The 13,154-nt window shown below is 70.6% G+C and carries 16 protein-coding genes; 8 read left to right on the top strand and 8 right to left on the bottom strand.

Going from position 1 to position 13,154, the window contains the following annotated elements:
- Positions 1-483, top strand: a 483-nt coding sequence (locus TVH25_RS17820) for a DUF4333 domain-containing protein (protein ID WP_422425025.1), incomplete at its 5' end; no start/stop codon positions are given.
- On the opposite strand, the gene TVH25_RS17825 is transcribed toward TVH25_RS17820, so the two are convergent.
- Positions 467-1,483, bottom strand: coding sequence for a 5'-3' exonuclease (locus TVH25_RS17825; protein ID WP_422425027.1), 1,017 nt, complete (start codon positions 1,481-1,483; stop codon positions 467-469). The two genes, TVH25_RS17820 and TVH25_RS17825, sit on opposite strands and share 17 nt — an antisense overlap.
- A gap of 35 nt (positions 1,484-1,518) precedes the next feature.
- Between TVH25_RS17825 and TVH25_RS17830 the strand changes: the two genes are divergently transcribed.
- The gene (locus TVH25_RS17830) at positions 1,519-2,649 is read left to right on the top strand and encodes a M24 family metallopeptidase (RefSeq protein WP_169622286.1); all 1,131 of its coding nucleotides are present in this window, start codon (positions 1,519-1,521) and stop codon (positions 2,647-2,649) included.
- Positions 2,650-2,664: 15 nt separating this feature from the next.
- Here the strand turns inward: TVH25_RS17830 and TVH25_RS17835 are convergent, their stop codons facing one another.
- Positions 2,665-3,060: a TIGR03618 family F420-dependent PPOX class oxidoreductase gene (locus TVH25_RS17835; protein ID WP_296549366.1), complete on the bottom strand. Its 396-nt coding sequence runs from the start codon at positions 3,058-3,060 to the stop codon at positions 2,665-2,667.
- 88 nt (positions 3,061-3,148) lie between these two features.
- Here TVH25_RS17835 and TVH25_RS17840 point away from each other — a divergent pair, with 88 nt between their 5' ends.
- Entirely contained in the window at positions 3,149-3,895 is a 747-nt protein-coding gene (locus tag TVH25_RS17840; protein ID WP_296549367.1) for an SDR family NAD(P)-dependent oxidoreductase, read from the top strand.
- Between the two features lie 160 nt (positions 3,896-4,055).
- Positions 4,056-4,493, top strand: coding sequence for a GNAT family N-acetyltransferase (locus tag TVH25_RS17845; protein WP_422425029.1), 438 nt, complete (start codon positions 4,056-4,058; stop codon positions 4,491-4,493).
- On the opposite strand, the gene TVH25_RS17850 is transcribed toward TVH25_RS17845, so the two are convergent.
- Entirely contained in the window at positions 4,478-6,001 is a 1,524-nt protein-coding gene (locus tag TVH25_RS17850; RefSeq protein WP_422425031.1) for an MFS transporter, read from the bottom strand. The two genes, TVH25_RS17845 and TVH25_RS17850, sit on opposite strands and share 16 nt — an antisense overlap.
- 89 nt (positions 6,002-6,090) lie before the next feature.
- On the opposite strand from TVH25_RS17850, the gene TVH25_RS17855 reads away from it, so the two are divergent.
- Positions 6,091-6,546 carry a MarR family winged helix-turn-helix transcriptional regulator gene (locus TVH25_RS17855; RefSeq protein ID WP_296549370.1) on the top strand — a complete coding sequence of 152 codons (456 nt, stop codon included), beginning with the start codon at positions 6,091-6,093 and terminating at the stop codon, positions 6,544-6,546.
- 69 nt (positions 6,547-6,615) lie between these two features.
- On the opposite strand, the gene TVH25_RS17860 is transcribed toward TVH25_RS17855, so the two are convergent.
- From TVH25_RS17860 to TVH25_RS17875, 4 genes are all read right to left on the bottom strand, one after another.
- Entirely contained in the window at positions 6,616-7,785 is a 1,170-nt protein-coding gene (locus TVH25_RS17860; protein WP_169622376.1) for a zinc-dependent alcohol dehydrogenase, read from the bottom strand.
- Complete coding sequence (locus TVH25_RS17865; RefSeq protein ID WP_422425034.1) at positions 7,785-8,312, bottom strand: SRPBCC family protein; 528 nt, start codon at positions 8,310-8,312, stop codon at positions 7,785-7,787. Before TVH25_RS17865 ends, TVH25_RS17860 begins: the two co-directional genes overlap by 1 nt.
- Before the next feature lie 152 nt (positions 8,313-8,464).
- Complete coding sequence (locus TVH25_RS17870) at positions 8,465-9,958, bottom strand: dihydrolipoyl dehydrogenase family protein (protein ID WP_422425036.1); 1,494 nt, start codon at positions 9,956-9,958, stop codon at positions 8,465-8,467.
- Between the two features lie 72 nt (positions 9,959-10,030).
- Positions 10,031-10,801, bottom strand: a complete 771-nt coding sequence (locus TVH25_RS17875) for a precorrin-3B synthase (protein WP_422425037.1) — start codon at positions 10,799-10,801, stop codon at positions 10,031-10,033.
- Between the two features lie 104 nt (positions 10,802-10,905).
- On the opposite strand from TVH25_RS17875, the gene TVH25_RS17880 reads away from it, so the two are divergent.
- The 3 genes from TVH25_RS17880 (at position 10,906) to TVH25_RS17890 (ending at position 12,575) form a co-directional block, all read left to right on the top strand.
- Positions 10,906-11,346, top strand: a complete 441-nt coding sequence (locus tag TVH25_RS17880; RefSeq protein ID WP_422425039.1) for a PPOX class F420-dependent oxidoreductase — start codon at positions 10,906-10,908, stop codon at positions 11,344-11,346.
- A gap of 20 nt (positions 11,347-11,366) precedes the next feature.
- Positions 11,367-11,861: an acyltransferase gene (locus TVH25_RS17885; RefSeq protein WP_296549538.1), complete on the top strand. Its 495-nt coding sequence runs from the start codon at positions 11,367-11,369 to the stop codon at positions 11,859-11,861.
- A 180-nt stretch (positions 11,862-12,041) separates the two neighbouring features.
- Positions 12,042-12,575, top strand: coding sequence for a glutathione peroxidase (locus TVH25_RS17890; RefSeq protein ID WP_422425041.1), 534 nt, complete (start codon positions 12,042-12,044; stop codon positions 12,573-12,575).
- A gap of 134 nt (positions 12,576-12,709) precedes the next feature.
- Here the strand turns inward: TVH25_RS17890 and TVH25_RS17895 are convergent.
- On the bottom strand, positions 12,710-13,154 hold a 445-nt coding region (locus tag TVH25_RS17895; RefSeq protein WP_422425043.1), incomplete at its 5' end, for a DUF4352 domain-containing protein.

Genomic DNA, 13,154 nt, shown 5'->3' on the forward strand with positions numbered 1-13,154 from the left:
CAACCGGGGTGGGGCGCACCGCAGCCCGGACCGGCCGCGACACCCGGCTGGGGCCCACCGCCCGGCGGGGCGCAGCAGTGGGGCCAGCAGCCCCCGCCGCCGCAGCCCGGACAACAGTGGGGACCGCCGCCCGCCGGCGCGCAGCAGTGGGGCCAGCCCACCCCGCCGCCGAAGAAATCGAAACTGCCGCTGATCATCGGTGGCGTCGTCGCGCTCGTCCTCGTCATCGGCGCGGTGATCGCCGTCGCGACCCTCGGCGCCAAGACCACCCTCGATGCGGCAGCCGCCGAAGCGGGCGTGGCGAAGGTGCTCACCGAGTCGTACGGTGCCACCGAGGTCGGCGACGTGTCCTGCCCGACCGGCCAGGAAGTCGAGGCGGGCAACAGTTTCGCGTGCACCGTCACCGTCGACGGCCAGTACCGCTCGGTGACCTTGACCTTCACCGACGACGCGGGCACCTACGAGGTCAGCCGCCCCAACTGACCGGGCCGCCCGCGGGACCCTCCCGGGGCAGCGCCGCGACGAGCGAGGTCACCGGCCGTTCCACACCCCAGCGGCGCGCCAGTTCGTCGAGCCGGTCTGGGTGGGCGGGCACCGGCGGCAACACGTCGGGCCGCGACATCTGCACGTGCGCGTCGGTGGCGACCTGCACCACCGGCAACGCGGCGTCGAGGTAGTCGGCGGCTGCCGCGAGTTTCGCGCGCATGCCCTGCGAGAGCCGGGACGTCTCGTCGGTGACCGCCGTGCGGACCGCCGCGAGCGATCCGTACTGCATAAGCAATCCGGAGGCGGTCTTCTCGCCGACGCCCTTGACGCCGGGCAACCCGTCGGACGGGTCGCCGCGCAGCACCGCCAGTTCGGCGTAGGCGACGCCGGCGCGATCGGCGGGAACGCCGTAGCGCTCGGCGACCTCGGCGGGACCGAACAGTTCTGCCTTGGCCAGTCCGCGGCCCACGTACAGCACCCGCACCGGCACCGGTGTGTCGGTGACGACCTGCAGCAGGTCGCGGTCACCACTGACCACGATCACCGGGTCGGTGCGTTCCTGCGCGGCGAGCGTGCCGAGCACGTCGTCGGCCTCGAATCCGGCGGCGCCGCCGGTCGCGATTCCGGCGGCGGCGAGCAGGTCCAGGATCACCGGGACCTGCGGAAGCAGCGCGGGCGGGACCTCTTCGACGGTGCCGTCGGACCCGGCCGCGACCCGGTGCGCCTTGTAGCTCGGCACCGCGGCGACCCGGAACGCCGGACGCCAATCCAGATCCAGGCACACCACCAGTCGGCTGGGCCGGTGCCGCCGGATCAGCGACGCGACCATGTCCACGAAACCCCGGACCGCGTTGACGGGCGTGCCGTCCGGCGCGGTCATCGACTCGGGCAACGCATGAAAGGCCCGGAACCACAGGCTGGCACCGTCGAGCAGCAGCACCACCGGTTGCGGGGCGGTCGGCGGCGGGGACGTCTCGGATGGGGTCACGGACCACATCCTGCCATCCGTGCGCGACCGATACGCTGGGGATCATGAGCACCGCCGACTCCCGATTTCCCGCCGCCCGCTACGGAACACGCCTGACTCGCGCCGCCGAGTTGGGGGCCGCCGCCGGGCTCGACGCGTTGCTGATCACCCCGGGACCGGACCTGCGGTACCTGGTGGGTTCACGCGCCGAGTCGTTCGAACGCCTGACCTGCCTGGTGATCCCCACCGACGGGTCGGCCGCCACCGTGGTGGTGCCGCGCCTCGAGCTGGCATCCCTCAACGAGTCGGCCGTCGCCGAACTCGCCGTGCCGGTCCGCGACTGGGTCGACGGACAGGACCCGTATGCGCTGGTCTCCGAGTTGCTGCCGGGTGCGTCCGCGGTCGCGGTCGCCGAGGCGATGCCGGCGCTGCATCTGGTGCCGCTCGCCGCGCGCTTCGGCGGCACCCCGGTACTGGCCACCCCGGTGATCCGGCAGTTGCGGATGCTCAAAGACGCCGACGAGATCGACGCGCTGCGCCGCGCCGGCGCCGCCATCGACCGCGTGCACGCCCGCATGGGGGAGTGGTTGCGGGCCGGTCGCACCGAAGCGCAGGTCGCCGCCGATATCAGCGCCGCGATCCTCGAGGAGGGGCACACCGAGGCGGCATTCGTGATCGTCGGGTCGGGCCCGCACGGCGCCGACCCGCACCACGAGGTGTCCGATCGGGTCATCGAACCCGGCGACATCGTGGTCATCGACATCGGCGGTCCCGTCGAGCCCGGCTACAACTCCGATTCGACCCGCACCTACAGCATCGGCGAACCCGACCCGGCGATCGCCGCCCGCATCGCGGTGCTGGAAGCGGCGCAGCAGGCCGCGGTCGACGCGGTGCGCCCCGGGGTCACCGCCGAAGCGGTCGACGCCGCCGCGCGCGATCTGCTCGCCGCCGAAGGGCTCGGGGAGGTGTTCGTGCACCGGACCGGGCACGGCATCGGCCTGTCGGTCCACGAAGAGCCGTACATCGTCGGCGGCAACACCGAGACGCTCGAGCCGGGCATGGCCTTCAGCATCGAACCGGGCATCTATTTCCGCGGACAGTGGGGGGCACGCATCGAAGACATCGTGGTGGTCACCGCAGACGGCTGCGAGCCGGTGAACCTGCGGCCGCACGGCCTGACGGTGCTGCCCGCCTGAGACCGGGCGCGCCGGTCAGTCCAGCACCGAACCCATCACGCGGGCCACGGCGATCTCCACGACCACCCGGGTCGGGTTCTCCCGCGGCTGCCGGTACCGGCGGGCGTAGCGGGCGACCCCTTCGGCGACGGCGGCGACGTCGTCGCGGACCCGCGCGGGACCTTCCAGGGTGAGCCAGCGGCCCCCGTCGACCTGCGACACCGCGCCGTAGCCGCCGCGGGAGGCGTTGCGGGCCTTCTGCGACCCGGCGTTGGTGATCACCCGCGCCACCTGCGCGTCGGGATCCCAGGTGAACCCGACCGCAACGACGTGCGGGGTGCCGTCGGACCGCAGCGTGGTGAGGGTGCCGAGGTGGTATTCGGACAGGAACTGCAGCGCACGGTCGCCGAGCGCGCCGGGGGTGTGGACCATGCCCGGAAGCCTAGAGGGCCGGGCGCCGCCGCCGCGGAACGAGGGACCCGGCGACACCTGCGCGACCGCTTCCCGCGACACTGGCGGAATGAACAGCGCACAGGGAACCGTCGTCGTGTTCGGGGGCCGCAGCGAGATCGGAGTGGAGGTGGCTAGCCGGCTCGCGCCGGGGCGCACGGTGATCCTCGCCGCGCGCCGCGCCGACGACCTGGCCGGACCCCGGGAGTCGGTGCTGGCCGCCGGTGCCGCCGCTGTGCACACCGCGGAATTCGACGCCGACGCGCTCGGCACCCACCAGCAGGTGCTCGACGACCTTGTCGCCGCACACGGACCGATCGATCTCGCGGTACTCGCGTTCGGGATTCTCGGCGACCAGACCCGCGCCGAAACCGATGCCGCACACGCAGCGGCGATCGTGCACACCGATTACGTGGCACAGGTCGCGTTGCTGACCCGGCTGGCGAGCCTGCTGCGCGCGCAGGGATCGGGACGGATGGTGGTGTTCTCGTCGGTGGCAGGTGTGCGGGTGCGCCGCGCGAACTACGTGTACGGCTCGGCGAAGGCAGGGCTCGACGGGTTCGCCTCCGGGCTGGCGGACGCGCTGCACGGCAGCGGAGTGTCGTTGCTGCTGGTGCGGCCCGGATTCGTGATCGGCCGGATGACCGAGGGGATGAGTCCGGCACCGTTCTCGAGCACCCCACCGCAGGTCGCCGACGCGGTGGTGCGCGCCCTGGGCCGCGGTCGCGGCGAGGTGTGGGTGCCCGCCCTGCTGCGTCCGGTGTTCTTCGGGATGCGGCTGCTGCCGCGGGCGATCTGGCGGCGACTGCCGCGTTAGAGGGTGTGGATCCGGAAGACCGGGTACCGGTCGGCGACCGCGGCGAACTCGGCGGGTGCCGCGGTCCGGCGTCCCCGGCGGTGCCGCGCGGCGCGCCCGGCCGCGGCCGCCGCTCGCGGGTGATTCGCGGCGGGGGATTCACAGCGGTAGCGTCCGGCCGGTGAATATCCGGCCCCGCCGCCCGGAAGACCTCGCACAGTGCGTCGAGGCGCTGTCCGAGGTTCACACAGTCGACGGCTACCCGCATCGGTCGCCCGACGACCCGGTCGGGTGGCTGAGCCCCGCGGACCTCGACAGCGCGTGGATCGCAGAGCGGGCGGGGCGGGTGGTCGGGCACCTCGCTCTGGTCGGGCGCGAGGACGCACTGTGGGTATCCCGGCTGTTCGTGCGACCGGACGCCAGGCGATCGCACGTCGGCGAACGTCTGCTGGACAAGGCGCGCGAGCGGGGCGTCCTGATGCTCGACGTCATCGAGCAGTCCAGGACGGCGATCGCACTGTACGAGCGCACCGGCTGGACACTGCTCGAGCGGCGGCCTGCGGACTGGACGTTGTCCGACGGCACCAGACCGATGGAGCGGCTCTACATTTCGCGGTGATGTCGGGGCCGGCGCGTTGCGATGGGCGGTGTGGCCTGGTCGTGTCGGCGAGGGATATCTCCGGTCGTCGCGGGTCGGTTCCGCTGCCGCCCGGGCAACAGCACGCCGACCGACGCGATCGCCAGCGCGACGCCGACCGCCAGGGCGAAGACCAGTTCGTACCCGGAGGCAAGAGCCTCGGGTGAGGAACTGCCGCTGCTGTGTGAGGCGGCGCGGGCGGCGGCCGCCGTCGCGAACACCGCCAGTGCCACCGAACCGCCGACCTGGCCGGCCGCATTGGCCAGACCACCGGCGATGCCGACGTCGCGTGGCTCGACGCCGGCGGTCGCCGACGCCATCAACGTCGGGAAGACCAGACCGATGCCGATCGCGACGAGCAGAGTCGGGCCCAGGACGCTCGCCATGTAGGCGCTGTCGACACCTGCCTGCGAGAGCCAGCCGAACCCGGCGACGAAGCACGCGCACCCCACCGAGACCGGTAGGCGCACGCCGGTTTTCGGCAGCCGGCCGACGGCGAACCGTGCGACCACCACGAATACGACCGCGGCGGGTGTCTGCCCGAGTCCGGCGTCGAGCGCACTGTAGCCCTGCACGTTCTGCATGAAGAGCGAGGTGAAGAACCACATCGCGATGGCGACGCCACCGAACAGAAACAACATCGCGTTGCCGACCGCCACGCTGCGGTTGCCGAACAGTCGCAGCGGCATCATCGGTGTCGCCGCGAACCGCTTCTCCACCACCAGGAAGATCGGCAGCAGCAGAATGCCGGCCAGGACGGGGACGAGCACCTGGGCCGATCCCCACGCATGGTCGGCGGTCTGCATGACGCCGTAGATCAGTGCCGCGAGCCCGGCCGTACCGGTGATCGCACCGGCGAGATCCAGCGGTTCGCGGCGACGGGGCTGCGAGGTCAGCGACGTCATCGCGATCGCGATCAGTACCACTCCGATCGGTACGTTGATCAGGAACACCCACCGCCAGGACAACCCGGTCGTCAGCACACCGCCGGCAACCGCACCGACCATGCCGCCGACGCCGCCGGACGCCGACCATGTTCCGAAGGCCCGGGCGCGCTGTGGGCCCTCCGAGAAGCAGGTGTTGATCACGGCGAGGGTGGCCGGGGCCAGCAGTGCGCCACCAAGACCCTGCGCGATGCGGGCGGCGACCAGTACCTCCGCGGTGGTCGCCAGGCCCGCGACCAGGCTGGCCAGGGAGAACAGGGCGAGACCGGACACCAGCACGCGGCGGTGACCGAGCAGGTCGGCTGCGCGCCCGCCCAGGAGCATGAATCCGGCGAATGCCAGGACGTAGCCGTTCACCACCCAGACGAGTCCGGTGTCGCTGAACCCGAGGTCCCGCTGCACCGCCGGTAGCGCGACGTTCACGATCGAGACGTCGAGCACGACCATGAACTGGCACGCGCACGCCAGCGCCAGAACGAGCCGGGCCGAGCGGCTGTTCGGCCCGATCGCGCTGTCGGCACGGGTACTCGCAACCTTCACCGTCATGTCCACTGCTCGATCCTGTGTAGAGTTGCAGGATGGTTATGCGCATAATCTTATGCGCATAACGAACCGGGTTGTCAAGGAGTGTGGTGATGGATCGCGAGTACGCCGAAGCCCTCAATCAGGCAATTCGCCTGCTGAGCCTGCGCCACCGAGCCCGGGCGGCGCAGTTGCTGGCCCCACTCGGCCTGCACACGGGCCAAGAAGCCGTGCTGCTCGAACTCGACCGGACCGGCCCGATGATCCAGGCGCAGCTCAGCGAGGCGCTGGGTTGCGAACCGCCCAGTGTCACCCTGATGAGCCGGAAGCTGGAGGCCGCCGGCTACATCCGGCGCACCCCCGATCCGGGCGACAAACGCGCCACCCTCGTGGCGCTGACCGACAGCGGCACGGCGCTTGTCGAGCAGATCCGGGAGTTGTGGGTCACCCTCGCGGAGGAAACGGTTCGCGACTTACCCCCCGCCACCGTGGAGCAGCTACCGGGCATCCTGCACACCCTGTCGACCAACGCCATGTCCACCGAGGTCGAGGGCACATCCCGTGCCTAGCCGATACCTGCCACACGGCCGAGCGAGGGGCCGTCACACACGACCGGGTACGACGCCGCTCGTATCAGCTCACGGGCGGAACACCGACCGCAGGCAGTTGTCCTCCTTGTTCTTGAACATCTCGTAGCCGCGCACCGATTCGCTGAGCGGAAGGTCGTGGGTCATGAGCCAACTCGGGTCGAGCCGGCCCTCCGTCACGTGCTCGAACAACTGCGGCATGTAGCGCTGGCCGTGCTGCTGCGACGTGCGGAGAGTGAGGCTCTTGTTGGTCAGCGCGGCCATCGGGAACTTGTCGGTCAGCCCGTAGATGCCGAGGACGGAGACCACACCGCCCTTGCGGCACGCCAGGATCGCCTCCCGCAGCGAAGTCGCGCGGTCGGACTCCATGCGCAGTGCCTGCTTCACCTTGTCGTAGACCTGGCCGACGCCGGTACCGTGCCCTTCCATGCCCACCGCGTCGATGCACGCATCCGGCCCGCGACCGCCGGTGCGCTCACGCAACGTTTCGTAGACGCTGTCGGCGACGGTGTAGTCGACCGTTTCGGCGCCGACCTTCTGCTCGGCGAGATCGAGGCGGTCGCGGAACCTGTCGAGCACGATCACGCGTTCGGCGCCCATGATCTTCGCGCTCGCGGCGGCCATGAGCCCGACCGCTCCCGCACCCCACACCGCGACGGTGTCGCCCGGCGAGATGTCGCAGAAGTCGGCGCCCATATAGCCGGTGGGCACCGCGTCGGACAGGAACAGGGCCTGTTCGTCGCTCACACCGTCGGGCACCGGAAAACAGTTCACGTCGCCGAAGGGCACTCGGATGTACTCGGCGTGGGAACCCTGGTAGCCGCCGAACGGATGGGTGTAGCCGTAAATCCCGCCGGTGGGGTAGCCGAGGACAGGTTGCTGCATCGCGGCGTTCGGGTTGGTGGTGTCGCACACCGCGTGCATCCCGTCCTCGCAGTACGGGCAACTGCCGCACCCGATGAACGACGGCACGACGACGCGGTCACCGACCCGCACCGACGTCACCTCGGGGCCGGTCTCGACGATCTCGCCCATGAACTCGTGGCCGATGACGTCGCCTTCCCGCATGCCGGGCAGGTACCCACCGAGGAAATGCAGGTCGGAACCGCAGGTGGTGGTCAGGCGCACCCGCACGATCACATCGTGCGGGTTGACCAACCCCGGGTCGTCGACTGTTTCGACGGACAGGTCGTTGACACCCATCCAGCACAGGGCCTTCATCATCGGTCTCCTTCCGTGCCGCGTGCGCTCGGACTTCCGTGGAGTGTGGGCATCTCCCCGGTCTGCATCAGTGCCCGGGCCCGGTACAGCGCGGTGAAGGTCAGCGCTCCCGTCACCAGGTCGGGTGCCGGGGTGTCGGCACGCAGGGTCATCTCGGTGCCGCGCCCACGAGGGGCATCGGCCACGGCCAGCACCAGACGCGGACCCGGCGCGTCGGCGTCGTCCTCACCGATGAAGGCGAGTCCTTCCTCGGTGACGTCGACGCGGGTGTCCCAGGTCACGGGATCTCCGCCGGTGTCCCAGTGCCACCGCAGGCGGTTCGCCTCCGCTGTCTCCACCCGGACGCGGTCGCCGAACAGCCGGGTCAGATTGTCGGGATCCCGCCAGAACTGCATGACCTGCGCGCGGGGCGCAGCCACGGTGACGGTCTGCGGTCGTCCGGCGTCGACGGGCCGATCGGCGGCGCGGCGGACCAGGCCGCTCACCGCCTGACCGGCGTTGCCGACGGCCCTGCTGATGTCGATCACGGTCGCCTCCTCACTCGAGGTGTCGTGCAGGATTGCTGCGTGACGCTTCTCTGCCGGGACGTCTACCCGCGGACAGCGACGGTAAACGGCCCGGATGCGACGACCGGGCCGACACCTCAGCCCTTGCGAATATTGTTGCGATCGAGCGTGTTTCAGGCCCGGCGGGATTCGAGCAGCCGCAACCACACTTCGCTGACCGTCGGGTAGGACGGCACCGCATGCCAGAGCGTGTCGAGGGTGACGTGCCCGACGAGGGCGACGGTGGCGGCATGGACGAGTTCGCTCACGTCGGTGCCGACGAAGGTGGCCCCGACGAGGGTGTCGGTGGCACGGTCCACGACCAGCGCGGCGTGGCCGGTGAAGTCGTCGCGCGACAACGCGGCGCCGGCCACGTCGATGTCCGCTTCGAGCACCTCCACGTCGAAGCCGTCGGCGCGGGCCTGCTCGGCGGTGCGCCCCACCGCAGCGATCTCCGGGTCGGTGAAGATCACCTGGGGAACCTGGTGATGGTCGGCGCTCGCCCGGTAGCGGGGCCCACCGAGGGGGCGACCCTCGGCCCGGGCGGCGATCACGTCGCCGCACACCCGCGACTGATATTTGCCCATGTGGGTCAGTGCGGCACGACCGGCGACGTCGCCCACGGCGTAGAGCCAGTCGCCGTCCACGCCCTCGACGGTGAGATGGTCGTCGACGGTGACGGCCGCGTCGGCGGACAGACCGACCGTGTCGAGCCCGAGCGCCGCCGGCGTGGCGCGACGGCCCGTCGCCACCACGATCTCGTCGACGTCGAGAGTGCTGCCGTCGTCGAGGTCGACGGTGACCGTGCCACCATGGATCCGGCCGATGCCGGTTTCCCGCACGTCGGGCCGGGTGACCTGCTTCACCGCCGCGTGATGACGCACCGTGACGCCGTGGGCCCGCAGCGCCTCTGAGACCATGTCGGCCGCGAACGGCTCGACGCGGGGCAGCAGGCGCGATCCGCGCACCACCATCGTCAACTCCTCGACGCCGAGTTGCCGCAACCAGGTGGCGGCTTCGCACGCGACGACGCCACCGCCGACCACAAGCACACGGCGGGGGATCTCCAGCAGATTGGTGGCGTCGCGCGAGGTCCACGGCAACGCCGCACGCAGGCCGGTCGTGTCGGGAATCGCGGCGACGGTGCCGGTAGCCAGCACCACCGCATGCCGGGCACGGAGGGTGCGGGGCTGATCGGGGTGGGCGTCGGTGACGGTGACGGTGCGTTCCCCCGCGAGGCAGCCGCGCCCGCGCACCACATCGATGCCCGCGGAGCGGGCCCACTCCACCTGCCCGCTGTCGTCCCGGTGACTGGTGAAGCCGTCGCGGCGGGCAAGGACGGCGGGCACATCGACGCCGTGTGCGCTGACCTTGTCGCCCACACCTGCCACGTGCCGCGCCGTCGCGAGCACCTGGGCGGGGCGCAGCAGCGCCTTGGAGGGCATACACGCCCAGTACGAGCATTCCCCACCGACGAGTTCGTGTTCGACAAGGGCGACGGTGCGGTCGCTTCCGGCGACGGCATACTGCGCGGCGTTCTCGCCGCCGGGCCCACCTCCGAGCACGATCACGTCGTAGGTGTCGTCATCGGGGTCGCGGGGCCCGGAAGGACTGTCGGCGCGGGTCACCCGTTTCACGGTAGGCGGCGAGGAGCGTCGGCGGACCGGTTCCGGAGGATCGACCGGGCAATTCCGGCGCGGTCAGTCCAGTTGCGGGGACCGGGCGTCGAACACCAGCCCCATCGGTGCGAGCACCCGCACCACCTGCTCGGCGGTCCACTCGTCCAGGTCGCACAGCAACACCGATCGCCACGGGGTGATCACGACCGGCCGTTCCACCGCGGCAAGGAACTCGGCGAGCCGCGCCGGCAGCACCCCGCCGGGGAGACCGCCGGCGAGCGTGACCGCGCCGTCGGTCTGGTCGAGCCACCCGATCGGAGCCGGCGGCGGCGACGGCAACGGTTCCGCCGCATCGGGCTCCCCGGAGGGCGGAGTCCCGGCAAGCAGGATCTCGGCGGCGGTGTCCGGGTCGATGCGCAAGCCGGTGTCGATGCCGTCGCGCACCAACGCCATTCGCCCGTCGGGTCGCGCGAGGACCGCGACGTGCGGGGCCAGCGCGACGATGTCACCGGTGCCGTCGTCGATGCCGTAGATCCGGGCGGCGTGGTCGGGGGACGCGTGTAGTCGCGCCGCGACGGCTCGGACGAGCGGACGGATGTCACGGTGCCCGTCGAGGCGTCCACTCAGCGGTGAGGCGAGGACGCGGGGCCGGGTCGGCGCGTCGACGGTGAGTCCGATCGCGGCGAGCCGCGAGACGATCGGTTCGGGGTCGCCGCGCAGCAGAATCTGCGCCCGCTCGGTCAGGTGCAGTTCGCCGCCGCCGTGCGACTCGGCGAGTTCCGCGAGCGCACGCAACTGCGCTGCGGTGACCACGCCACCGGACAAGTGGACTTCGACCTCGGCGTCGGACATGCCACCAGGCTAGATCGTCGTGCGGTCGCCGACCACATCTTCCGCGGCGGCCCGTCCGGTGTCGATGCACGTCCGGGCCGGGAAAAGACCGTAGGGTGTCGGCCATGTCCGACACTCGCTCCGAGCGCCCCTCGTTCGCAGAGCTCTCCGAGGCCAAGTACATCCTGCTCACCACCTTCCGGAAGGACGGAACCCCGGTGGGCACCGCGGTGTGGGCGGCACCCGACGGCGACCGCCTACTGGTGTGGACGGCGGCGGATGCCTACAAGGTGCGCCGGCTGCGGCGCGACCCGCGGCTGACCTTGGCGGTGTGCGACGCGCGTGGCAACGCGAAGTCGACAGCGGTCCCCGGTACCGGCGTGATCCTCGACGCCGAGCAGACCGCCCATGCGCGGTCGGTGATCGCCCGGAAGTACGGCCTGCTCGGCCGGCTCACCGTGGGGGCCAGTGTGCTGCGCCGCGGCCGCACCGGGACGGTGGGGCTGGCGTGTTCCCTCGATCCCGACACCGGAACTACCGACACCGGAACTACCGACACGCAGTAACCGACGGCAACGGGGGACCGATGCGGCACACCTACTACTCCCAGGCGGTTGCCGTCGCGCTCGCGAACAGTCCGCTGGTCCCCGAGACCCGGCGCGGCCGATGGCTGCTCGCAGCCGGTGTCGAGGCCGCCGCACCGTGTGCGATCAGCCGGAACGTGGTCGTGCAGGGGTTGGGCCGGCTGTCTCTCGGTGCGGGCACCTTCGTCAACGTCGGGTGTTACTTCGACACGGTCGCCGACATCACCGTCGGGTGTCGGGTGTTCCTCGGCGATCATGTGCGGGTGCTGACGAGCAGCCACCTGACCGGGGGCTCCGAGCAGCGGGCCTCCACCCTGACCGGGGAAGCGGTGACCATCCGTGACGGCTCGTGGATCGGCTCGGGCACGGTGATCCTGCCGGGAGTGACCATCGGTCCCGGGGTCGTGGTGGGCGCCAATTCTCTCGTCACGCGCGACTGCGCCGCCGATTCGCTGTATATGGGCAGTCCGGCGCGGTTTCGCCGCACGCTGCCCTGACCGGGATACGGCAGCGACCGGGATCCCGCCGTGACATCGGACACAGCGGCGAGAGGATCAGGGTGTCGTAGCTTTGCTGTGACACCGATCTTGTTCGACCCCGATCTCTTGTTCGACACCGATCTTTCTTCCGCCCGCCCTGCTTTCCGACTCGCAGCATCACATCCGCCAGGAGACCGCATGACCGTGCACGACTTCACCGTTCGTACCCCCGAAGGAGACGCCGTCTCGCTCGGTGAGTACGCCGGTTCGTATCTGCTCATCGTCAATGTCGCCAGCAAGTGCGGTCTGACGCCGCAGTACGAAGGCCTCGAAGCGCTGCACCGCGCGACCGCCGGCAAGGGACTGCAGATCATCGGGTTCCCCTGCAACCAGTTCGGGGAGCAGGAACCGGGCACCGACGCGGAGATCCAGGAATTCTGCAGTCTGACCTACGACGTGACGTTCCCGGTCTACGGCAAGGTCGAGGTCAACGGCGACGACGCGGACCCGCTGTACCGGTACCTGCGCAGCGCCGCACCCGGCGACTTCGGGCCCGATCACGGTTTCCTGTTCGAGCACGTCCGCACGACCCGACCCGAGGCCATCGGCACCGACGAGGTCAAGTGGAACTTCACCAAATTCCTCGTCGACCCCGCCGGTACGGTCGTCACCCGGTTCGAACCGACCGTCGCCCCCGAGGACATCGGCGCCCAGCTCGCCGAGCTGCTCTAGCTGTACCGCCCAGCGGTTCTCCTGCGCCTGCTCGAAGGTGTGCACGCGCAGCGGGTCGGGCACGCGCAGCACGTCGAGCCAGACCGGATTGTGGCAGCACAGGTAATAGGTGTTGGGCATGGTGATCTCTTCGCTCATCGGAGCTGCACCACCGTGCCGCCGGAGAACATCGAATCGTGGAGCTCGATACCCGTAGGCGTGGCGTCCACCGGAATGTCGTAGATCAGCGTGACCGTCGCCGTGTTCCCGGGGTTCAGCTCCTCACCCCAGGCGCCGAGCTGCGAGTCGAAGTTCAGCGCGGCAGTGGGGTCCGGGGAGAACTCCCGGCCCGTAGCGTCCAGGAGCACCTGATCGTCCGGGGAGAAGAACTGCGCGGCCGTGTGCGTGTTCATCACGGTCATGGTGACGGTGACGAACTGGCCGGTGGCTTCCTCGGTCAGGAACGGGTTGTCGCCCACACTGCTCAGGCCGGACTCGAACGATTCGACCACGAACTCGAACTTGCCGTCTCGTACCGGGGTGCCGAGGGTGGTGACCGGATCGAGCGCGGCGGCCGGTGGGGGTGGTGGGCTATACGCC

Origin of the sequence: Rhodococcus sp. 7Tela_A2 (genome assembly GCF_049311045.1) — a bacterium.
Taxonomy (GTDB): Bacteria; Actinomycetota; Actinomycetes; order Mycobacteriales; family Mycobacteriaceae; genus Rhodococcus.

Coding starts and splice junctions, on each gene's coding strand:
- TVH25_RS17855 (WP_296549370.1), top strand. CDS start 6,091: ATGGATCGCGAGTACGCCGAAGCCCTCAATCAGGCAATTCGCCTGCTG.
- TVH25_RS17825 (WP_422425027.1), bottom strand. CDS start 1,483: ATGTGGTCCGTGACCCCATCCGAGACGTCCCCGCCGCCGACCGCCCCG.
- TVH25_RS17830 (WP_169622286.1), top strand. CDS start 1,519: ATGAGCACCGCCGACTCCCGATTTCCCGCCGCCCGCTACGGAACACGC.
- TVH25_RS17890 (WP_422425041.1), top strand. CDS start 12,042: ATGACCGTGCACGACTTCACCGTTCGTACCCCCGAAGGAGACGCCGTC.
- TVH25_RS17860 (WP_169622376.1), bottom strand. CDS start 7,785: ATGAAGGCCCTGTGCTGGATGGGTGTCAACGACCTGTCCGTCGAAACA.
- TVH25_RS17875 (WP_422425037.1), bottom strand. CDS start 10,801: ATGTCCGACGCCGAGGTCGAAGTCCACTTGTCCGGTGGCGTGGTCACC.
- TVH25_RS17880 (WP_422425039.1), top strand. CDS start 10,906: ATGTCCGACACTCGCTCCGAGCGCCCCTCGTTCGCAGAGCTCTCCGAG.
- TVH25_RS17850 (WP_422425031.1), bottom strand. CDS start 6,001: ATGACGGTGAAGGTTGCGAGTACCCGTGCCGACAGCGCGATCGGGCCG.
- TVH25_RS17885 (WP_296549538.1), top strand. CDS start 11,367: ATGCGGCACACCTACTACTCCCAGGCGGTTGCCGTCGCGCTCGCGAAC.
- TVH25_RS17840 (WP_296549367.1), top strand. CDS start 3,149: ATGAACAGCGCACAGGGAACCGTCGTCGTGTTCGGGGGCCGCAGCGAG.
- TVH25_RS17835 (WP_296549366.1), bottom strand. CDS start 3,060: ATGGTCCACACCCCCGGCGCGCTCGGCGACCGTGCGCTGCAGTTCCTG.